At 68.9% G+C, this 20,412-nt stretch carries 15 protein-coding genes and 1 tRNA gene; 12 read left to right on the top strand and 4 right to left on the bottom strand.

Annotation, left to right across the window (positions count from 1 at the left end; all coding sequences use genetic code 11):
- Positions 1-551 precede the first annotated feature (551 nt).
- The 5 genes from nadA (at position 552) to P0D62_RS02360 (ending at position 6,834) form a co-directional block, all read left to right on the top strand.
- Entirely contained in the window at positions 552-1,532 is a 981-nt protein-coding gene (gene nadA / locus P0D62_RS02340) for a quinolinate synthase NadA (RefSeq protein WP_275701010.1), read from the top strand.
- 136 nt (positions 1,533-1,668) lie between these two features.
- The gene (locus P0D62_RS02345; protein ID WP_275701011.1) at positions 1,669-3,297 is read left to right on the top strand and encodes an L-aspartate oxidase; all 1,629 of its coding nucleotides are present in this window, start codon (positions 1,669-1,671) and stop codon (positions 3,295-3,297) included.
- Positions 3,294-4,148 (top strand): carboxylating nicotinate-nucleotide diphosphorylase, encoded by an 855-nt coding sequence (nadC, locus tag P0D62_RS02350; protein ID WP_275701012.1) that lies wholly within the window; start codon positions 3,294-3,296, stop codon positions 4,146-4,148. The genes P0D62_RS02345 and nadC overlap by 4 nt, the downstream gene beginning before the upstream one ends.
- Positions 4,149-4,423: 275 nt before the next feature.
- A complete protein-coding gene (locus P0D62_RS02355; protein ID WP_275701013.1) occupies positions 4,424-5,800 on the top strand; it encodes a hemolysin family protein in 1,377 nt (458 codons plus the stop codon).
- A complete protein-coding gene (locus P0D62_RS02360; RefSeq protein ID WP_275701014.1) occupies positions 5,797-6,834 on the top strand; it encodes a hemolysin family protein in 1,038 nt (345 codons plus the stop codon). The genes P0D62_RS02355 and P0D62_RS02360 overlap by 4 nt, the downstream gene beginning before the upstream one ends.
- Positions 6,835-7,162: 328 nt before the next feature.
- On the opposite strand, the gene P0D62_RS02365 is transcribed toward P0D62_RS02360, so the two are convergent.
- Positions 7,163-8,518, bottom strand: a complete 1,356-nt coding sequence (locus P0D62_RS02365) for an SMI1/KNR4 family protein (protein WP_275701015.1) — start codon at positions 8,516-8,518, stop codon at positions 7,163-7,165.
- 242 nt (positions 8,519-8,760) lie between these two features.
- Between P0D62_RS02365 and P0D62_RS02370 the strand changes: the two genes are divergently transcribed.
- Complete coding sequence (locus tag P0D62_RS02370; protein WP_275701016.1) at positions 8,761-13,530, top strand: NAD-glutamate dehydrogenase; 4,770 nt, start codon at positions 8,761-8,763, stop codon at positions 13,528-13,530.
- On the opposite strand, the gene P0D62_RS02375 is transcribed toward P0D62_RS02370, so the two are convergent.
- Positions 13,463-14,206, bottom strand: coding sequence for a response regulator (locus P0D62_RS02375; RefSeq protein WP_455153218.1), 744 nt, complete (start codon positions 14,204-14,206; stop codon positions 13,463-13,465). The genes P0D62_RS02370 and P0D62_RS02375 overlap by 68 nt on opposite strands.
- An 87-nt stretch (positions 14,207-14,293) precedes the next feature.
- Here P0D62_RS02375 and P0D62_RS02380 point away from each other — a divergent pair, with 87 nt between their 5' ends.
- From P0D62_RS02380 to P0D62_RS02405, 6 genes are all read left to right on the top strand, one after another.
- Complete coding sequence (locus tag P0D62_RS02380) at positions 14,294-14,902, top strand: hypothetical protein (protein ID WP_275701017.1); 609 nt, start codon at positions 14,294-14,296, stop codon at positions 14,900-14,902.
- A 20-nt stretch (positions 14,903-14,922) separates the two neighbouring features.
- Positions 14,923-15,774, top strand: a complete 852-nt coding sequence (locus P0D62_RS02385) for a hypothetical protein (RefSeq protein WP_275701018.1) — start codon at positions 14,923-14,925, stop codon at positions 15,772-15,774.
- Positions 15,758-16,744, top strand: a complete 987-nt coding sequence (locus tag P0D62_RS02390; protein WP_275701019.1) for a sensor histidine kinase — start codon at positions 15,758-15,760, stop codon at positions 16,742-16,744. Before P0D62_RS02385 ends, P0D62_RS02390 begins: the two co-directional genes overlap by 17 nt.
- A gap of 67 nt (positions 16,745-16,811) precedes the next feature.
- Positions 16,812-17,477, top strand: coding sequence for a DNA alkylation repair protein (locus P0D62_RS02395; protein WP_275701020.1), 666 nt, complete (start codon positions 16,812-16,814; stop codon positions 17,475-17,477).
- 96 nt (positions 17,478-17,573) lie between these two features.
- The gene (locus P0D62_RS02400; RefSeq protein WP_275701021.1) at positions 17,574-18,605 is read left to right on the top strand and encodes a type IV toxin-antitoxin system AbiEi family antitoxin; all 1,032 of its coding nucleotides are present in this window, start codon (positions 17,574-17,576) and stop codon (positions 18,603-18,605) included.
- Positions 18,571-19,350, top strand: a complete 780-nt coding sequence (locus tag P0D62_RS02405) for a nucleotidyl transferase AbiEii/AbiGii toxin family protein (RefSeq protein ID WP_275701022.1) — start codon at positions 18,571-18,573, stop codon at positions 19,348-19,350. Before P0D62_RS02400 ends, P0D62_RS02405 begins: the two co-directional genes overlap by 35 nt.
- Positions 19,351-19,404: 54 nt before the next feature.
- On the opposite strand, the gene P0D62_RS02410 is transcribed toward P0D62_RS02405, so the two are convergent.
- Positions 19,405-19,487 (bottom strand) — tRNA-Leu (locus tag P0D62_RS02410).
- Positions 19,488-19,559: 72 nt separating this feature from the next.
- Positions 19,560-20,183, bottom strand: a complete 624-nt coding sequence (locus tag P0D62_RS02415; protein WP_275701023.1) for a phosphoribosylanthranilate isomerase — start codon at positions 20,181-20,183, stop codon at positions 19,560-19,562.
- Positions 20,184-20,412 lie beyond the last annotated feature (229 nt).

Below are 20,412 nucleotides of genomic sequence, written 5' to 3' on the forward strand. Positions count from 1 at the left end.
CGAGACGATGCCCGCGACTCAGCTTGCACCCCCACAGTCAGGCGCGAACGGCGGGCATCCCTCAGGGACCGGTGGCGAGGCGATCACGCAGCCCACCCTAACGCCCCTCGAGCCATTCCGTCGCCGATTCGCACCACGCAACTCGCCGACTCGCGGACCCAAACTCGCCGATTCGCGACAGGCAACTCGCCGTTTTGCGGCAACCAACTCGCCGTTTTGCGGACTTTTCTCTCCGCCAAAGTCGACCCGGAGCCCCAACCGCATGCCCGCAGACACCCTCATGCCCTCCTTGAGGCTCGGCCGCAGGCGGCCTCGTGGTTCCTCATACGAAAGAACCCCTCTTTCCCGCCCTACGGCGTCCGCGAAGCAGCCCGCACGCTGAGGAGCGAGGAACGAGCGTCTCGAAGGGCACCTCGAAGAGCGCGGTGTGAGCCCGCGCGACGCGCCGGGGCACGACCGGGAGGGGGCGCACACCTGGGCTCGATTTGCGTTCTCTTATACTCAGATTTAGCATAATCTTATGCTCTGATTCAGCATAAGAGGAGAAGTTGATGACCACCACCCTGATCACCGCCGACGACCTGTTCCAGCGGGTCAACCACGTCATCCCCTCCATCGAGTGGGCCACCATGACCGACGACGTCGACGCCATCCTGCGCCTCAAGCACGAGCGCAACGCCGTGATCCTCGCGCACAACTACATGCGCCCCGAGATCTTCCACGGCGTCTCCGACATCGTCGGCGACTCCCTGGCCCTGGCCCGCGAGGCCACCACCGTCGAGGCCGACGTGATCGTGCTGGCCGGCGTGCACTTCATGGCCGAGACCGCCAAGCTGCTCAACCCGTCGAAGACGGTGCTGATCCCGGATCTGCGCTCGGGCTGCTCGCTGGCCGAGTCGATCACCCCTGAGGACGTGCGGGAGCTGCGCCGCCAGCACCCGGGCGTGCCCGTGGTCACCTACGTCAACACCTCCGCCGCGGTGAAGGCCGAGAGCGACGTCTGCTGCACCTCCGGCAACGCCGTCCAGATCATCGAGAGCCTGGGCGTGCCCGAGGTGATCATGATCCCCGATCAGTTCCTGGCCGCGAACGTCGCCCGCCAGACCGGCGTGCGCGTCATCACCCACCCCGGCGCCTGCGAGGTGCACGAGCGCTTCACCCCGCGCGACATCCAGCAGATCCGGGCCGACTATCCCGACGGCGTCACCGTGCTGGCGCACCCCGAGTGCCCGCCGGAGATCGTCGACGAGGCCGACTACGCCGGCTCCACCGCGCAGATGGTGTCCTTCGTCGCCGAGCGTCGACCGAAGCGCGTCGCGCTGATCACCGAGTGCTCGATGAGCGACAACGTCGCGCAGGAGTACCCCGACGTCGAGTTCGTGCGACCCTGCAATCTCTGCCCGCACATGAAGCGCAACACGCTGGGCGCAATCCGGCACGCGCTGGAGACGATGACCCACGAGGTCACCATCGACCCCGCCGTCGCCGTCCGAGCCCGTCGCGCCGTCGACCGCATGCTCGAAGTGCACTGAGCAATGAACCACCAGCGGTCACGCACTCCCAGGAACTGGCCGTCGCATCTCACCTCGCGGAGGGTTCCCTCGATACCCTCCCGCGCCTCCTCATCACGGCACCCGGGCTACACAATCTCCTAGGAGCGCGATAACAATGAACACCACACGCACCGAGCTGGTCATCGACGGTCCCGTGATCGTGGGCGCGGGGCTCGCAGGGCTGAGTTGCGCCATCGAGCTGGCTCCCACGCCGTGCCTCGTCGTCACCGCGGGCCGGCTCGGCGTCGGCACCTCGACGGGGTGGGCGCAGGGCGGCATGGCGGCGGCCATCGGTCCCGACGACTCCCCCGACCTGCACGCCGCCGACACCCTCGCCGCCGGCGCGGGCCTGTGCGACGAGACGGTGGTCGGTCGGATCATCGCGGCCGCGCCGGAGACCGTCGAGTGGCTGACGCAGCTCGGCGCGCGCTGGGATCGGAACGACGACGGCTCGCTGAAGCTGGGCCTAGAGGGTGCGCACTCGCGCCGCCGGATCGTGCACGCTCAAGGCGACAGGACGGGCGCCGAACTGCTGCGCACCGTCATCGAGGCCGCGCGACGGCTGCCGTCGGTCTCCGTCTGGGAGCAGAGCGTCGCCCGGCGGATCGTCGTGGAGGGCGGCCGGGCGACCGGCATCGACCTCGACACCCCCGACGGCCCCGTGCGCGTCCGCGCCACCGCCGTCGTGCTGGCCACCGGCGGCGTCGGCGGCCTGTTCACCCACACCACCAACCCGCTCAGCTCGCGCGGACAGGGCCTGGCGCTCGCCTACCGCGCCGGCGCCGCGCTCCGCGACCTCGAGATGGTGCAGTTCCACCCCACCGCGCTGGACGTCGCGCTCGACCCGCTCCCCCTGATCAGCGAGGCCGTGCGCGGCGAGGGCGCGATCCTGGTCAACGAGCTGGGCGAGCGCGTGCTGGAGGATCCGCTGTCCGCCCGCGACGTCGTCTCCCGCGCCGAGTGGGCCCAGCTGCAAGCCGGCCACACGGTCTTCCTCGACGCCCGCACCTCCCCCGGGGAGCGCTTCGCGCAGGTGTTCCCGTCGATCCACGCCACCGCGCTCGCCGCCGGACTCGATCCCACGAAAGACCTACTCCCCGTTACCCCCGCCGCGCACTATCACATGGGCGGCGTGCTGGTGGATGCCGACGGGCAGTCCACCGTGCCCGGGCTGTTCGCCGCCGGCGAGGTGGCCTCGACGGGCCTGCACGGCGCCAACCGGCTGGCCTCCAACTCGCTGCTCGAGGCCGTGGTCTGCGGACGCGGCATCGCACGGCGCCTTCGTCGCACCTCGCTCACAATCGCCATCGCTCCGCTCGGCGAGCGGAACTGGCAGAGAGCGGCGCACGCTCGCCCCGACGATCGGAGCCGGACCAGCCCCTTGCACGATGGCGCGCGGCGCGTAGACCTGGAGGCCGACGAGCCCCAGGAGCACATGAATGGCGAGACTCAGCCTCAAGCCAACATCCCCTGGTGCCCCACCGATCCCCGTCTCGACGAGATCCGGCGCATCGTCACCGCCGGTGCCGGAGTGCTTCGCAACGCCGACGGACTGCGCCGGGCCCTCGACGAACTGACGCCCTACCTCGACGACGACGCCGGCCTGGTCGGCTACCTGCTGGCCCACGCCGCTCTGATCCGCGCCGAGTCGCGTGGGGGACACACCCGCACCGACTTCCCGGAAACCACGGCCCCGCAACACACCGTCGTCTCGACGACCCGCATGGAAGGACGCGCCGCATGAGCACGCTCCCCCGCCCTCTGATCGAACCCCTCGTCGCCGCCGCGCTCCGGGAAGACCTGGGCCGCGCCGGCGACCTCACCACCGACTCCATCGTTCCCGCCGACGCGACCGCCACCGTGCGGCTCGTCTCGCGGGAGCCGGGCGTCGTCGCCGGCCTGCCGGTGGCCCAGCTGGCTTGGGGGCTGCTGGAGCCATCGGTGCAGGTCGACGTGCATCTGCCGGACGGCTCCCGGGTCGTGCCCGGCGATGTCATCGCCACCGTCACCGGCCCCGCGCGGGCCCTGCTGACCGGCGAGCGCGTCGCGCTCAACTTCCTGGGGCACCTTTCGGGGGTCGCCACCGGCACCGCGTCGATCGCCGACGCCATCGCGCATACCAGCGCCAAGGTCGCCGATACCCGCAAGACCATCCCGGGCCTGCGCGCGCTGCAGAAGTACGCCGTGGTCTGCGGTGGCGGGTCGAATCACCGGTTCGGACTCGACGACGCGGTGCTGATCAAGGACAACCACATCGCGGTGGCCGGGGGCGTGCGGCAGGCCGTCGAGGCGGCGCGCGCCGGCGTCGGGCACCTGGTCAAGATCGAGGTGGAGGTGGACACGCTCGAGATGCTGGCCGAGCTGCTCGAGGTGGGCGCCGACGTCGTGCTGCTCGACAACATGACTCCCGACGTGCTCCGACTAGCCGTAGAGATGGTGGGCGGGCGGATGATCACCGAGGCCTCCGGCCGGATCACACCGGAGACGGCCGTCCCGATCGCAGAAGCCGGCGTCGACCTCATCAGCGTCGGCTGGCTCACCCACAGCGCCCGCGTGCTCGACATCGGCCTCGACCACGTCTCCAACTCCACCTAGGGACGCCCAACGAGTCGATCTCCGCGACTTCACCGTTCATCTCACGACCGCAGGAAGGGCGGAGATCCCGGCTGCTGAGGAGCGAGGGACGAGCGTCTCGAAATACAGGGACCCGCGGTGGGGTTCCTGTCCGTTCTCGCAACGCCGCTGATCGTCGATATCAGTCATCTTGCGGCACGCATTATGCTGTCCCGCATGGATGATCCTTCTGGGCATAGTCCCAAGCCCGCCTCGCGGGCGCCGTACGTTGTCTCTACGGCGAAGCGGGGTGGGCGATGAGTTCCGAATTCTGGGGAATACTCGCTGGCATCGTGCTGACCATCGGCACCGGCGTCTTCGTCGCCTCGGAGTTCGCCCTGGTGAACCTCGATCGCAAAGATCTTGAGCAGCGCCAGGCGAAGGGCGAGCCACGTCTGGCCCCCACGATCAACGCGTTGAAGATCACATCGACGCACCTCTCCGCCGCCCAGCTCGGCATCACCTTGACGACGCTGCTGGCGGGCTACACGTTCGAGCCGGCGATCAGCTCGCTGCTCAGCGGGCCGCTCGCCGCGATGGGCACCCCTGATGCCTTGATCTCGACGCTGACCACCGTCCTCGCGGTCGTCATCGCCACCCTCTTCTCGATGATCTTCGGCGAGCTGGTGCCCAAGAACTTCGCGCTCGCCGTGCCGCTGGCCACCGCCAAGATCGTGGTGCCGCTGCAGGCCGCGTTCACCCTCGTCTTCAAGCCGCTGGTGCTGCTGTGCAACGGCACGGCCAATGCCGTGATCCGCGCCTTCGGCATCGAGCCCAAGGAGGAGCTGTCGGGCGCCCGCAGCGCCGAGGAGCTGGGCTTCCTGATCCGCCGCTCGGCTCTGGAAGGCTCCCTCGACCGCGACGAGGCCGTGATGCTGCACCGCACGCTCACCTTCACCAACCACACCGCCGAAGAGGTGATGACCCCGCGCGTGAACGCCGAGACGCTCCCGCGCACCGCGACCGCCGCCGACGTGATCGCCACCTCCATCTCCACCGGGCACTCGCGCTTCCCCATCGAGGGCGAGGGCGTCGACGACATCATCGGCGTCGTGCACGTGAAGACGGCCTACGGTTTCGACTTCGACCAGCGCAAGAACATGCCCGTCACCCAGTTCATGTCCTCGCCGCTGCTGGTGCCGGAGAGCGCGGGCGCCGGCTCGCTGCTGGAGGTGCTGCGCGGCCGCGGCTATCAGATCGCGGTGGTCGTCGACGAGTACGGCGGCACCGCGGGCATCGTCACGCTGGAGGATCTCGTCGAGGAACTCCTTGGCGAACTCCACGACGAGCACGACTCGCGCCTGCGCGACATCGTCAAATTCCCCGACTCGATCCTGCTCAAGGGGTCGCTGCGACCCGACGAGGTGCTGGTGCGCGCCGGCATCCGCATTCCCGAGGGCGACGAGTACGAAACCATCGCCGGCTACGTGCTGGACACGCTGGAGCACATCCCGGTCATCGGCGAAGAGGTGCCGACGGCGGACGGCAGGCTGCGCGTCGAACGCCTCACCGGCTCCCGCATCGACCGGCTGCGCTACGTGCCCAACGACTCCGCCACCGACCCTGCCTTCGCAGGCGCCAGGGAGCGCATCTTGGATGAGTTCCAGCACTCACGGAAGGAGGCCGAGAAGTGAGCGAGTACCTTCCTGGACTGATCTGGCTGGTCGTCCTGCTGATCGTCAACGCGTTCTTCGTGGGCGCCGAGTTCGCCGTCATCTCCGCCCGACGCTCCCAGATCGAGCCGCGCGCGGCCGCCGGCCAGGCGTCGGCCAAGACCACGCTGTGGGCCATGGAGCACGCCACCCTCATGCTCGCCACCAGCCAGCTGGGCATCACCGTGTGCTCGCTGGTGATCCTGAACGTCTCCGAACCCGCCATCCACCACCTGCTGGAGTATCCGCTGGCAGGCACAGGGCTGAACCCCTCGCTCGTGAGCGGCTCCGCTTTCGTCATCGCCCTGGTGCTGGTGACCTTCCTGCACGTGGTGTTCGGCGAGATGGTGCCCAAGAACATCGCCTTCTCCGTGCCCGACCGCGCGGCATTGCTGCTGGCTCCCCCGCTGGTGCTGATCTCCCGCCTGGTCAACCCGCTGATCCACCTGCTGAACTGGATCGCCAACGGCTTCCTGCGGATGTTCAAGGTGGAGCCCAAGGACGAGGCCACCAGCGCCTACACCATCGACCAGGTGGCGGCCATCGTCGAGCAGTCCACCAGCGAGGGCACCCTCGAGGACACCACCGGCACGCTGACCGCCGCCTTCGAGTTCACGGAGAAGACCGTGGCCGACGTGGAGGTGCCGCTGGCCAAGATGGTGCTGCTGCCCGCCGATGCCACCCCGCGCGACGTGCAGCGGATCGTCTCCGACAACGGCTATTCCCGCTACGTGCTCACCTCGCCCGACGGGCCGCCCAGCCGGTACGTGCACCTGAAGGATGTGCTCGACCTCACCAACCCCGGCGCGATCGACCAGCCCATCCCGCCCAACCGGATCAGGGAGCTCCCGACGGTGCAGCGCGCCGACGAGCTGGAAGACGCGCTGGCGGCCATCCGCTCGCAGCGGGCCCACGTGGCCCGCGTCGTCGAAGGCGAAGCCGTGACGGGTGTGCTGTTCCTCGAGGACATCGTCGAGGAACTGATCGGCGAGGTCCAGGACGCCACCGGAGCGTAGTCCACCTGCACACTCTTTGAGGTGCGGAGGCGCTGGGCGAGGAACGAGCCCCGAAGCCGAAGCCTCGACAATCAAGGCGAGCGCGAAGCACCCATGACGCTCTTTGAGGAGCGGAGCGCAGCGGAGCCTCGAAAAGAGCGCGACTGTGCCTGGGAACCAATGGCTGGGTTCCCGCGGATTCTCGCGGGGGGGGTCTTTTCGAGGCTCGGCCGCGGGCGGCCTCGCACCTCAAAGAGCGCCATCAGTGCTTCGCGCTCGTCCCGACTGTCGAGGCTCGGCCGCGAACGGCCTCACACCTCAAAGAGCGTCGTGGGGGCGGCCTCACACCTCAAAGAGCGTGGATGGTGTGCTCGATGATGGGTGGGCGGTTCCAGCGGGTCAGCAGTGTGTTCGCGACGTCGACGACCTCGGCCCAGGTGGCGTCGCGCCCCTCGAAGCCGGCGGCCAGCAACCCTCGGGGCACCAGGTCACGGTCGAGCAAGTAACGCCAGGTGGGTACGTCGACCGCCAGGTATTCCAGCGCGGGCAGCTGCTGCACCACGTCGATCCCGGTGGCCCGGCCGGGATCGACCTCCACCGTGCGCAGCCTCGGATGCCCGGCGAGGACGGCGAGGTCCACCGGTTGGTCGACCCGGTTGACGATCAGCACCTCCGTCTCCGGCGTGACGGCGCCGGCGATGTCCCGGTCGCTGCCGCCGAGGCGAACCTTCAGCACGCCGGCAGCGGGAAGCATCTCATAGCTGCTGGGCGGGTTGGCCAGGAAGGCCGTCAGCGACGGCGCCACCCAGCTGGCACCGGAGTTGGTCTCGTGGTCGACGAAGAGGATCTGCCCGATGCGGCCGTTCGGCCCGGGCGCGAGATCGGAGACGAAGTAGTTGCCGCCCCAGTCGTCGCCGAGCGGCACCCAGGCCGGAGAGAAGGCGAGCGATTGGACGCGGCCCGTCGGGTCGGGCCCGGCCACCTCGCTAGCGCCGTACTGCCAGGCAAGGAAACGACCCTCAGGGCTCCAATACTCATCGTCCTGTCCGAGCGGGAAGAGACGCATCAGGTAGCGGCTGTCGTCGTCCTCCGAGTCCGGGTCGCCGGGCACGACGGGCTTGATCAGGTCGCCGCTCGTGGCCGCCTCGTACATCGCGCGCACATCCGGGGGCAGCATGCAGTTGGTGCGCCGCTCCCACTCCTGGATCTGCTGAGGCGTCATGCCCCGGGCCTCCGGCAGACACTGCCGCACGACATTCGACACCCAGGCCGGATCCATCGTCGAGTCCCAGTGGGACGGGTACCGGGCGGGCAGCCGGCGGTAGGGCTCGGGCACCGCACCGGGTCGCAGCACCACCGATCCGATCGGCGCCCCGATCCCTCCGGTGCTCACCGACCCGTCGCCCGGGATCTCGTAGAGCACCACCTTCGGTGCCGCATACCGGTCCACCGTCACGGAGACGCCCACCGAGGTGTTGTCGGCGTACTCCTTCACAGCGCGGAGCAGATCCATCGAGCTGTAGCCTTCGCCCCGCTCGCGGTAGAACGTCTCCCCCAGTGATGTGCGGCACACCTCGCTGCAGCCGAAGGAACCTCGGCTCAGGGTGCCCGAGATCTCCGCCGTCACCGCGCGCTCGGGTAAACCTGCGCGCAGTTCTTCCAGCGGGCCGGCCCAGATGTCGCGCTGCAGCAGTCGAGAGTCCATGGCCACAGGCTACCGACGCGCCCCAGCCGTCCGGCGCGTGCACAAATCTGCGCATGCGTCTCGACCTCCCGCATAGCGAGGCCTTCGCGTAGAGGCAGATCTGTGCGCGGCTCTTGAGAAAGAGAGGGGCATAGGGCTATCCCATTGACTCGCGACCGGGAACTCTGTAGGACACTGGAAACAGATCAGTTCACAGCAGCGCCCCATACGGCGGCTGCGCATCCGAGGAGCGCCGAAGCACCATGACTGTTCTCGATGAGCGACGCAGCTCGCTACTCGGCGAGGCCGCCGTCGGCCTGCCGTCCGATCCGATCGACGCGCATGAGCTGATCACCGCCTATCACCAGCACGTCCTCACGGAGGAACTCACCAAACGGCATCCCGACGACATCCGCGGTGCCCTGCTCAGCCACCTTGCTCTAGGACGCACACGCCTCCCCGGCGAGATCCTGGTAGCCGGGTTCACCCCGCAGGTCGACACCCACGGCTGGGCCACCGGCAACACCGTGATCCAGGTGGTCACCGACGACACCGCCTTCATCGTCGACTCCGTCACCGCCGAACTCGACCGCCAGCATCAAACCGTTCGTCTCCTTCTGCATCCGCAGCTCAGCGTGCGACGCGACGACGACGGCGTGCTCACCGGCCTCGGCGACGACGGGATTCCAGAGTCGTGGCTGCACATCGAGCTGCCCCGCGTGCCCGACCCGCATCTCCTGGAAGCCCTCGTCGATCGGATCCGGTTCATCCTCGCCGAGGTTGCGACGGCGGTGGCCGACTGGACTCCGATGCTGCATCAGGCCTCCGCGATCTCGACGTCGTTGGCCGACGGGCCGGCCGCCATCCCCGAGGCGGAACGACGGCAGGTGCAGGCGCTTCTCGACTGGCTGATCGAGGACCACTTCGTCTTCCTCGGCTATCGGCGCTACGCCTACAACCGCGACGACGACACCCTCGACCAGGTGCCCGGCAGCGGCCTCGGCCTGATGCGCGGCGACTCCGGCACGCCTCGCCGGAAACTGCGCGGGGTCGTCGCGGAGAAGGCCGCCGAACGGCAGCTGCTGCTGATCACCAAGGCCAATGCCCGCTCGCTGGTGCACCGGTCGACCTATCTCGACTACATCGGTGTCAAGATCGTCGGCGACGACGGCGCCATCGTGGGCGAGCATCGTTTCATCGGGCTGTTCACCTCCAACGTCTACCAGGCGTCGGTGCGCTCCATCCCCTTCACAGCCGCCAAGGTGAAAAGCGTGCTGCAACGAAGTGGTTTCGCTCGCGACAGCCATTCGGGCAAGCGCCTGATCAGCGTGCTCGAGTCGTACCCGCGCGACGAGGTGTTCCAGGGCGACGTCGACTACCTCACCGACGTGGCCACCCGGATCGTCGCCTCGCGCTACCAGCGGCAGACCCAGCTGTTCGTGCGGCCCGACGTCTACGGGCGCTTCACCTCCTGTCTCGTACTGCTCCCCCGCGACCGCTACAACACCGACGTGCGGCTGCGCATCCAGGACATCCTGATGCGCTCGTTCCAGGGCACCAGCGTCGACTACACCGCGCGCGTCGACGACTCCGCACTCGCGATGGTGCACTACGTCATCCGGCGCGATGCCAGCGAGGCCCTGCCCACCGTCGACCTCGACGACGTGCAGGACTGGCTGCGACAAGCGGTGCAGACCTGGGACGGCGACTGGCAGGCCGCGATGGTGGCCGAGTTCGGCGAGCTCGACGCCGCCCGTCTGATCACGCGCTGGCGAGCGGGGCTGGACGAGGCCTACAAGGCGATGCATCCGCCGCGCAAGGCGGCCACGGACATCCGCCAGCTGGAGGAGCTGACGCACGGGGTGCGCGCGGGCCTCTACCAGGAGATGGATGCCAAACCGGGCGAGCGTCGGCTGCGCCTCTACTGCGACCGTGCGCTAGGGCTCACCGAGGTGCTTCCGCTGCTGCTCGACTTCGGGCTGGCCGTCACCGACGAACGCACCCACCGGCTCCAGGCTCAGGACGGGACGGTGCGCCACATCCTGGACTTCGGCGTCACGGCGCGGAGCGAGGACTGGTGGCTCTCGGGCAACGGGAATCCGGACGCCGGCTTCCTGCCCGCGTTCCTCGCCGTCTGGGAACGGCGCGCCGAGAGCGACGGCTTCAACCAGCTGATCGGCTCGATCCATCTCACCTGGAAGCAGGTGGTGGTGCTGCGCATGATCGCCGCCTACCTGCGCCAGACGATGCACTACTCGACGGGCTCCCTCGTGGCGGCGCTCGTCGAGAATCCCGGGCTCGCCCGGCGGCTCGTCGAGGTGTTCGAGGCCCGCTTCCGGCCGGGCGACGTCGTCGACCCGGAACGGGAGCAGGCCCTCGCGGATGCGGTGATCGCCGATCTCGCCGACGTGCCGAGCCTCGATCACGACCGGATGATCCAGGCCTTCCTCGCGGTGATCCGCGCCGGCGAGCGCACCAACTTCTACCAGCTCGACGGCACCGGCGCCGCCATCGCGTTCAAGCTCGACCCGCAACGGGTGCCGCATCTGCCGGCACCGCGGCCGCTCATCGAAACCTGGGTCTACAGCCCTCGCCTGGAGGGCGTGCATCTGCGCTTCGGCAAGGTGGCGCGCGGCGGCCTGCGCTGGTCGGACCGGCGCGACGACTTCCGCACCGAGGTACTGGGCCTGGTCAAGGCGCAGATGGTCAAGAACGCGGTGATCGTGCCGACCGGCGCGAAGGGCGGCTTCTTCCCCAAGGGCCTGCCCGACCCACAGCGCGACCGCGCCGCCTGGCTCGCCCAAGGACGAGCCGCCTACCGCGAGTTCGTCAGCTCGCTGCTCAGCGTCGCCGACAACCGCGTGCAGGGGCGCACCGTCGGCCCCGACGGCGTGGTCAGGCACGACGGCGACGACAGCTATCTGGTGGTAGCGGCAGACAAGGGCACCGCCGCCTTCTCCGACCTGGCCAATGAGGTCTCGGCGGAGCACGGTTTCTGGCTGGGCGACGCCTTCGCGTCGGGCGGCTCCGCCGGCTACGACCACAAGGGCATGGGCATCACCGCCAAGGGCGCGTGGGAGTCGGTGAAACGCCACTTCCTCGAGCTGGGCGTCGACCCGCAGAGCACCGACATCACCGTCGTCGGCATCGGCGACATGAGCGGCGACGTGTTCGGCAACGGCATGCTGAGCAGCCCTCACATCCGCCTGATCGCAGCCTTCGATCACCGGCACGTGTTCGTCGACCCCAACCCCGATCCGGCGGCCTCCTTCGCCGAGCGCCGGCGCCTGTTCGCGCTGCCGTACTCGTCGTGGGCTGACTACGACCGGGCCCTGATCAGCAAGGGCGGCGGTGTCTTCCCGCGGTCGGCCAAGACGATCGCGGTCACGCCGGAGATGAGGGACGCGCTCGGCCTGGGGGACGTCGCGCAGCTCACCCCCACCGAGCTGATCCGCTCGGTGCTGGCCGCCCCGGTCGACCTGCTGTGGAACGGGGGCATCGGCACGTATATCAAGGCCTCCTCCGAGCAGCACTCCGACATCGGAGACAGAGCAAACGACGCCGTGCGGATCGACGCGGCGCAACTGCGGTGCCGCGTCGTCGGCGAAGGCGGCAACCTGGGCGCGAGCCAGCTCGGACGCGTCGAGGCCGCCGAGCTGGGCATCGGCATCAACACCGACGCCATCGACAACTCCGCGGGCGTCGACTGCTCCGACCACGAGGTCAACATCAAGATCCTGCTCGGCAGCCTGGTTGCCGACGGTCAGATGACCGGCCGCCAGCGCGACGAACTGCTGCGCTCAATGACCGACGACGTGGCCGCCAGCGTGCTGCGCACCAACTACGAGCAGAACGTGCTGCTCAGCAACGCCCGTCACCTCGGCGACGCGATGCTCGGCTCGCACGAGCGCCTGATGACCTGGCTGGAGCAGCACCGCGGCCTCGACCGGGCCTTGGAAGCGCTGCCCAGCACCGCGGAACTGGAACGCCGCGAGAAGGAGGGGCGCGGCCTCACCTCACCTGAGTTCTCCGTCCTCGTCGCCCACGCCAAGATGGCGCTGAAGGACGCGCTGCTCGCGTCCTCCGTGCCCGACGACCCGTGGTTCGAGACGGAGCTCGAGGAGTACTTCCCCGCTCCCCTGCGCGGCTTCACCCAAGCCCTGCGGAGCCATCCGCTGCGCCGCGAGATCATCGCCAACCGGATCGCGAACTCCGTCGTCAATCGCGGCGGGATCACCTTCACCCATCGCGCCATGGAGGAATCCGGGGCCGGGCTGGCCGAGGTGGCCAAGGCCTTCGTGATCGCCCGCGAGGCGTTCGACCTGCGCGGCTTCGTCGCCGCCGTCGAAGAACTCGACGGAGTGGTGCCGACGACGACGCAGTGCCGGCTCTACGTCGAATTCCGGCGGCTGCTGGACCGCACCGCGCGGTATCTCCTGTCCCGGCGGTCGGCCGTCGCCGACATCGGCACCGAGATCACCCGCTATCGCGAGACCGTGCGACGGCTCTCCGCGACGGTGCTCGGCCTGTACGACAAGGCCGCTCTGGCACGCTTCAAGGAGCGCCGGCGGGAGGTTCGCGACGAGGGCGTGCCCGACGTGCTCGCGGACCGCGTCGCAGGGCTGCTGGACAGCGTCGCCTTCCTCGGCGTCGCCGACCTGGCGCGGCAGCTCGACGCCGACCCGGCCTTCGTCGCCCGCGGCTACCTCCACCTGGCCGAGGCGATCCGGCTGGACGATCTCCTCGAGATGTTGTCGAAGCTGTCTGGGGAGAACCGCTGGGATGCGGTGGCGAAGTCGGCCCTGAGGCAGGACGTCTACCGATTGGCGCTGGAGCTGACCGCCGACGCCTTGGCCATGGCCGACGACGAGGACGCCGCCCGGCGGGTGGGGCGCTGGAGCAAACGCCACGCAGACGCGCTGGCCGATCTCCGCGCCACCTTCGGTGATCTGCGCGACGACACCGTCACCAGCCTCGGCCAGATGTGGGTGCTGGTCCGCGACCTGGGCCTGCTGACGGGGGCGACGCCATAGACGAGACCCCGACGAAGCCCGACTCGTAGGCGACGACGACCGCCTGCACCCGATCGCGCAGGCCCAGCTTCAGCAGGATGTGCGCGACGTGGGTCTTGACGGTCGTCTCGCCGAGCACCAACTCGGCGGCGATCTCCGCGTTCGACATTCCCGACGCCACCAGGCGCAACACGTCGAGCTCGCGCTCGGTGAGCACCAACAGCCGGGGCGGCGGCCCGGCCGGAGCCGACGTCGCATATCGCTCGACGAGGCGCCGCGTGATGGAGGGCTCGATCAGCGAGTCGCCGGTGGCGGCGGCCCGCACGGCGGCGATCAGCCTGGTTGACGGGGCGTCCTTCAGCAGGAACCCGGCCGCCCCGGCACGCAAGGCGCGGTAGACGTACTCGTTTTGGTCGAAGGTGGTCAGCACCACCACCGTCGGCGCATCGGGCTGCCGGCGGATCTGCTCCGTCGCGGCCAGCCCGTCGAGTTCGGGCATCCGGATATCCATCAGCACCACGTCGGGTTTCTCGAGCGCAGCCAGACGCACGGCCTCCGCCCCGTTGGCGGCTTCTGCCACCACGACGAGGTCGCCCTCGGCCTCGAGGATCACCCGGAAGCCGGTTCGCACCAGCTCCTGGTCGTCGGCGATGAGCACCCTGATCACACCGCCATTCTCGCCCGTCTGCTCGGTCACGAGCGTCCTCCTTGAGGATGAGACCGCGCCGGATGATCGTCCTGAGGGAGGACGCAGACGAGGCCCTCGTCGGCGTGGACTGATGCCATGGCGCCGGACCCGAGGGGGCCCGGCGGAAAGGACATCATGCGCACCCTTCGCCCCACCGACTATGTGCTCACCGGGCTGCTGACCGCGGTCGCCGTGCTGATCGGCATCGAGAACGTCACCGCCCTTGCCGGCTCCGCGCTGGCCCATCCGCTCGACACGCAATCCCCGCTGCTGATTCCGGTGTTCATCGCCGCGGTGATCCCCATCCTGTGGCGCCGGAGCTCGGTGCTCCCGGCGCTCGCGATCACCTTCGTGGTGCTGGCGCTCAGCCTCCCGGCCTTCGGCTGGGTGACGCGGTGCGGCTTCGGGCTGCCACTGATGGCCGCCTACGCCTATGCGATCGCCCGCTTCGGGGGCACGTGGCCGCGCCACCTGATCGGCGGGGCCGGCATCGTCGGCTCGATCGTCGTGATCCTGCTCAAGGACGCCTCCACCGGCGGCATCTCCAGCCCGACCGGCCTGATGGGCGGCGCCCTGCCCATCGCCCTCGGCTTGGCCGTCCTCGGCTACGCGGCTGGGCTCGTCGTCGACGCGATCGCCCGGCGACGCACGGCCGCCTCGGTGACCCGGCCGGCGCCTACGCTGAGCGTCAACCAGGCAGGCTGAGGACAGGCCGAGGACACGTGATGGACGCTGCGACGCACCTCCTCCGCGGGGGCCGGGCACTCCGGCCCCTGTCGGGCGTGCGCGCCTCCGACTGGGTGCTGACAACGGTGTTCGTCATGGTGGGGGCGGTCCTGATGCTCGGCACCATCCTCTCCAACCCCGACGAGCTGGCCATCGAGCTCGCCCGAGGCACCATGGTGCACCTGCCCAGCTCGCGGTCGTGGGGAATGATCCCGCTGTTCGCGCTCGCGCTGCTCCCGCTGCTGTGGTGGCGGCGGGGCGTGCTGGAGGTGACCGTCGCGTGCACCGCGGCGATGGGCGTCCACGTGCTGGTCTTCGGATGGGTGACCCGCTGCGGCGTGGGCCTGCCCTTGGCATTCCTGCTGGTCTATCTCGCCGGCGCGCACGAACGGGGATGGCGCGCCGTGGCCGCGTGGCTGGCCGGAGTGGTGCTGGTGTTCGTCGTTCTCGTGCGCGACGCCACCACGGGCCTGGTGCCCCTGCCGTTGTGCCTGATCGCGCTCGCCTCGGCCGCGGTGCTTGGCCTCCTCGCCGGACGGCGGGCCGCCGCGATCGCGGAGCTGGCCGTCCGCACGGAGGAGTTGCGGGTGCTGCGTGACGAGCGGGCCGCCCTGGAGGTGGCCGCCGACCGGGCCCTGGTGACGCACCGGATCGACCAGGCGGTCAGCTCACGACTCGGCCTCCTCGCCACCGAAGCTGAGGCCTCGCGTGGGCTGCCTGCCGAGCAGCTGCGCGCCTCCTTCGCGTCGCTGGAGGCGCAGAGCCGGCACGCCCTCGAGGAGATGCGGCGGATCGTCGGCGGGCTCGACGCCGCACCCGAACAGGAGTTCGACGATGCCCCGCGGCTCTGATCGCTGGGCCTTGGCCGCGGGGGTTCTGGCTCTGGCGCTCGCTCCGGCGGTGGACCTGGTGCGACCGGAGGGATCGGCGGTGCTCGACGTGCTGGGGTTCGCGCTACTCGGCCTCGGCGCCGCCGGCCGGCTGGTTTGGCTAGCCGCCGTCGGCGGGGCCGCCTACCTGGGCGTCCTCGTCATCGCGCCCGCGCCTGAGAACGCGGTGGCCGCCCTCGTGTTCAGCGTGCCGCCCTTCGTGATGGGCGCAATGCTGGGCCGCAAGCGCGAGGCGGAGCGCAGGCTGAGGTCGCGGCTCGACGAGGTGGACGCCGAGCGGGAGCTGTACGCCGAGATCGCGGTGCGGCACGAGCGCTCCCGGATCGCCGACGAGCTGCACGACCTGGTGGGCCACGCGCTGAGCGTCATGGTGATCCAGGCGGCGGCCGGGCAGCGCTTGGCCGGCCGGGATCCGGAGCGAGCCGACGCGGCTCTGGTGGCGATCGCGAGCGCAGCCAGGGCGGGCGAGCGGGATCTCCGGCGGCTCGGGGACATGCTGGCCGGCGGCGAGCCCGAGGGAGACCTCAGCCTGGTCGACGCGCTCGTCGAACGCTCCCGAGCCAGCGGATTGGATGCTCACTACCGGATCGACGGGCCTGTCGACCAACTCCCTCTCTCCGTCACACATCTGGTCTATCGGGTGGTGAGGGAGGGGCTCACCAACGCCCTGCGCTACGCGGCCGGGCACACCGTCGAGGTTCTGATCGAGGCCGACGGCAGGAAGGTGAGGGCAAGCGTCACCGACCATGGCTCCGGCGCGAGCGTGCCACGCCTCGTGCCGGGAGGCGGCCATGGGTTGGCCGGGTTGAGTCAGCGCGTCGCAGAGCTCGGCGGACGCTTCGACGCCGGGCCGACGGCGCAGCCAGGCTGGCGGGTGGAAGCCGAAATCCCCGTCGCCACGGCGGATTCGGCGCGCCGCAAGGCCTTCTAGTGGGGCCCGTCATGACATCCTGCTTCGCAGCCTAAACTGGCCTCCCACCAGCTGACTGGAGATCGCCATGCCTGAGCCCACCGTCGACGCCGTCCTCGCCGAGCTGGCCGCGCTCGAGGATCCGAAGATCCGCGCCGTCAACGAACGTCACGGCGACGATCATGGTGTCAACCTGACGAAGCTGCGCGCCGTCGCCAAGGAGCTGAAGAAGAACCAGCCGTTGGCGCGCGAACTCTGGGCCAACGGCGACTCCGCCGCCCGGCTGGTCGCCCTCTTGATCTGCCGGCCGCGCGAGTTCACGGCGGACGAACTGGACGCGATGCTGCGGGAGGCGCGCAGCCCCAAGGTGCACGACTGGCTGGTGGGCTACGTCGTCTCCAAGGGTCCCCACGCCGAGGCGCTGCGGCTGCGCTGGATCGACGACGCCGACCCTGTGGTGGCCAGCGCCGGCTGGGCGCTCACGGCGGAGCGCGTCGCGAAGAAGCCCGACGGCCTGGACCAGCCCGGATTGCTCGACGTGATCGAGGCAGAGATGAAGGACGCGCACCACCGGCTGCAGTGGGCGATGAACTGGGCGCTGACCCAGATCGGCGTCGAGAACCCGGAACTGCGCGAGCGCGCGGTCGGCATCGGGGAGCGCCTGGAAGTGCTCAAGGACTACCCCACCCCGCCCAACTGCACCTCACCCTTCGCTCCCCTCGCGATCGCAGAGTTGGTGCGCCGCAAGGCGTGACATGCCTCCGCGCTTTCTGAGGTGCGGCGATCATACGGCTACTGCGACACGTCCCCACCTGTTCATTTCTTTCCACTGTTCACGTAACATGAACATATGTCACTTCTGAACACCCGCGTAGACGAGCTGGTCGGGAAAGTGCAGCACGCCTTGTCCCAGCGGGACATAGAGGCAGAGTTCGATCTGCCACCAGAAGCCACCCACCCGGAGGCACACGGCCTCGCCCGGGTGCGCATCGACGACATCGCAATAGACATGCCCCTTGAGGTCAGAGCGCAGTTGCGCCCATCGACGGTCGATCTTCTTCGCCCTAACCTCACCCCCAACACGCTCGTCGTGTCGGATCACATCACCACGACGGTAGGAGATCTGCTCCGCAGGAAGGGGCTGAACTACGCGGACGCCGCCGGAAATGCGTTCATTACAGGCCAGGGCCTCAGGATCCACTTCGAAGGGTTCCGACCCATCCATACCGACAGGCAGCCGTCGAGACTCTTCACCAAGGCGAGTCTTCCCGTGCTCTTGGCGGTCCTCACCAGGCCCGCCCTCATCCATGCGCCCGTCAGGGAGCTGCAATCCCACACCATGGCATCAGTGGGGACTACTCACAGAGTGCGGCGCCAACTACTTACCAGCGGGCTCGAGCGCACACCCCAAGAAGACCCGTCCGCAAACAACCGCCGACGCTGGCGAAGCCTGTTCGAAGGGTGGGTGGCGGAATTCACGACGGCACGCGAGTCGCTCATCTTGGGCCGGTACACCAGTGAGTTTGCCGTACGGACGCTGCCGGAACGCCTGGCGGAGATCCCGGTCGTCCTGTCGGGAGAACTTGCCGCCTTTGCGAGAGGAGCCGACATCCGCCCCGCCACCGCTGATCTATACCTCGACGCCCCCAACCCCGAGCTGCTCCGTGCGGCCCGGCTTCGCCGCGACCCCCACGGCCCCATCAGCCTCCGGCAGGCCATCTGGACCTCAGCGCTCGAGGACATCACCGCCGGACTGCCCGTCCTAGCCCCCTCTCCAGTCGTCTACGCGGACATCGCGAGTATCCTCGATCCCCGCACAGACACCGTCGCACGAAACTGGCTCACCAATGACCCGATCCTTCGATCTATCTTCGACGACTGAGACCTTCGTCCCGACCGACACCCTGCGCGCGCTCCAGACACTGGGGGCGACGACGGGGCTGCACTGGATCCTCATCGGCGCGACTGCGCGCGACCTCGTCGTATACCTACCCCTGGGGCACACGCCGCCACGCATCACGCACGATGTGGACATCGTGGTTGCGGCCGAGGGGTTCGACCTTTTCACCCGAGACCTTGTTCCTCGACGCGGCGGTAATCACGCTTTCCAGATAGACGGAGTAGCGATCGACGTGCTCCCCATCCCGACCGGGCAAGACGCGACAACCATCGAGTTCAGCGACGGAAGCGTCCTCAACACCATCGGAATACCTGAAGCCGCTTCATCGCCCGAGACCGTCCTCCTTAGGCGAGATCTTGTCCTGGAAGTCGCATCTATCGAGGCCCAGTGCGCGCTCAAGGTACTGGCGTGGCATGACCGCCACGTCGACGATCCCAAGGATGCTGTTGACCTCATCGCCCTGCTTGAAGCCGGTTCGGAGGGCCTATACGCCGACGAGACCTGGGATGACCCAGATAGCTTGACCGCCACCGACCACGACATCCGCCTGGCCGGCGCCTACCGCTTCGGCCGCAACAGCAGAGCCCTCTTCACCGCCGACCGAGCCTCCGTGATAAGCGACATCCTTCTCGCGCCGAGAACCCGGTCGCTTCTACCACAACACGCGAGAAGAGCATCGGCTAACGAACTTCTCCACGCTTACACAAGAGGGTTCCACGAAGGATAACCAACCTCTACAGAAAGCGAAGAACCCCGGCCTCAGCCGGGGTTCTTCCGTTTGTGCGCGAGAGAGGAGTTGAACCTCCACGCCCTTGCGGGCACCGGCACCTGAAGCCGGCGCGTCTGCCATTCCGCCACTCGCGCATCGGGCCATCTCTGACCCGGCGATAAACATATCAGGGCGTCGCCGACGACCGCAAACCGCGACGGCGTCAGCTACTCGTCGGCGCTCTTCGCGGCGGCGACGAACGCGCGGACCTTGGCGTGGTCCTTCACTCCAGGCGCGGACTCCACCCCGCTCGACACATCCACCCCCCACGGTTGGGCGGCGGCGATGATGGCGGCGACGTTGTCCGGGTTCAATCCCCCGGCCAGCAGCCACTCTCCCTCGGGGGTGCGCCCGTCGAGCGCCGAGACATCCCACCGCTCACCTGAACCGGGCAGCGGGGCGTCCAGCAGCAGCCGGGTCTCGCCGTAGGCGCCGACGGTGAGGTCGGGATCGGTGGACAACGACGTCGCCCTCCAGACCCGCCCGTTGAACAAGCCGAGGGCGACCCGGAAGTCGTCGAGCGTGTAGGTGCCGTGCAGCTGTACGACGTCGACGCCCAACCGGTTGCCCGTCAGGGCTGCGTCCTCGGCAGGCATGTCGTTGACCACCAACACCGTCTCGACGGCACCCTCCGCAAACCCTTTGACCGCGGCCACGATCTCCGACGCTGCCTCCTCAGTCAGCCGCCTCGGGCTGGTCCGGTTCATCACGACGCCCACCGCATCGGCACCGGCTTCCACCGCCACCCTCGCCGTCTCCACCGTGTCCAACCCGCACACCTTCACGAACATCCCTGCATCCTACGTGCCCCCTGCCCACCGGGCAGTGCCCGAACTCGTGACCCCAGACCCCCCACCACCCCACCCCGACCCCCATTCCCGCATTCCCCCATTCCCGCATTCCCGGAAAATCGGCCAGTGGCCGATTTTCGGCATCAGACGGCGCAAAAGTGGCCAGAACCCCCGGCGACGGAGGCTGGCGGGGCGTCGACCATCGCCTAACACCCAAGAGACGAGCAGT

The sequence above is a fragment of the Tessaracoccus caeni genome, assembly GCF_029211185.1.
Classification (GTDB): domain Bacteria; phylum Actinomycetota; class Actinomycetes; order Propionibacteriales; family Propionibacteriaceae; genus Arachnia; species Arachnia caeni.

What these genes read in the sequence shown, in the direction of transcription:
- P0D62_RS02345 (WP_275701011.1), top strand. Translation starts at nt 1,669, where the DNA reads ATGAACACCACACGCACCGAGCTGGTCATCGACGGTCCCGTGATCGTG.
- nadA (WP_275701010.1), top strand. Translation starts at nt 552, where the DNA reads ATGACCACCACCCTGATCACCGCCGACGACCTGTTCCAGCGGGTCAAC.
- nadC (WP_275701012.1), top strand. Translation starts at nt 3,294, where the DNA reads ATGAGCACGCTCCCCCGCCCTCTGATCGAACCCCTCGTCGCCGCCGCG.
- P0D62_RS02355 (WP_275701013.1), top strand. Translation starts at nt 4,424, where the DNA reads ATGAGTTCCGAATTCTGGGGAATACTCGCTGGCATCGTGCTGACCATC.
- P0D62_RS02385 (WP_275701018.1), top strand. Translation starts at nt 14,923, where the DNA reads ATGGACGCTGCGACGCACCTCCTCCGCGGGGGCCGGGCACTCCGGCCC.
- P0D62_RS02405 (WP_275701022.1), top strand. Translation starts at nt 18,571, where the DNA reads ATGACCCGATCCTTCGATCTATCTTCGACGACTGAGACCTTCGTCCCG.
- P0D62_RS02365 (WP_275701015.1), bottom strand. Translation starts at nt 8,518, where the DNA reads ATGGACTCTCGACTGCTGCAGCGCGACATCTGGGCCGGCCCGCTGGAA.
- P0D62_RS02380 (WP_275701017.1), top strand. Translation starts at nt 14,294, where the DNA reads ATGGCGCCGGACCCGAGGGGGCCCGGCGGAAAGGACATCATGCGCACC.
- P0D62_RS02370 (WP_275701016.1), top strand. Translation starts at nt 8,761, where the DNA reads ATGACTGTTCTCGATGAGCGACGCAGCTCGCTACTCGGCGAGGCCGCC.
- P0D62_RS02395 (WP_275701020.1), top strand. Translation starts at nt 16,812, where the DNA reads ATGCCTGAGCCCACCGTCGACGCCGTCCTCGCCGAGCTGGCCGCGCTC.
- P0D62_RS02400 (WP_275701021.1), top strand. Translation starts at nt 17,574, where the DNA reads ATGTCACTTCTGAACACCCGCGTAGACGAGCTGGTCGGGAAAGTGCAG.
- P0D62_RS02390 (WP_275701019.1), top strand. Translation starts at nt 15,758, where the DNA reads ATGCCCCGCGGCTCTGATCGCTGGGCCTTGGCCGCGGGGGTTCTGGCT.
- P0D62_RS02415 (WP_275701023.1), bottom strand. Translation starts at nt 20,183, where the DNA reads ATGTTCGTGAAGGTGTGCGGGTTGGACACGGTGGAGACGGCGAGGGTG.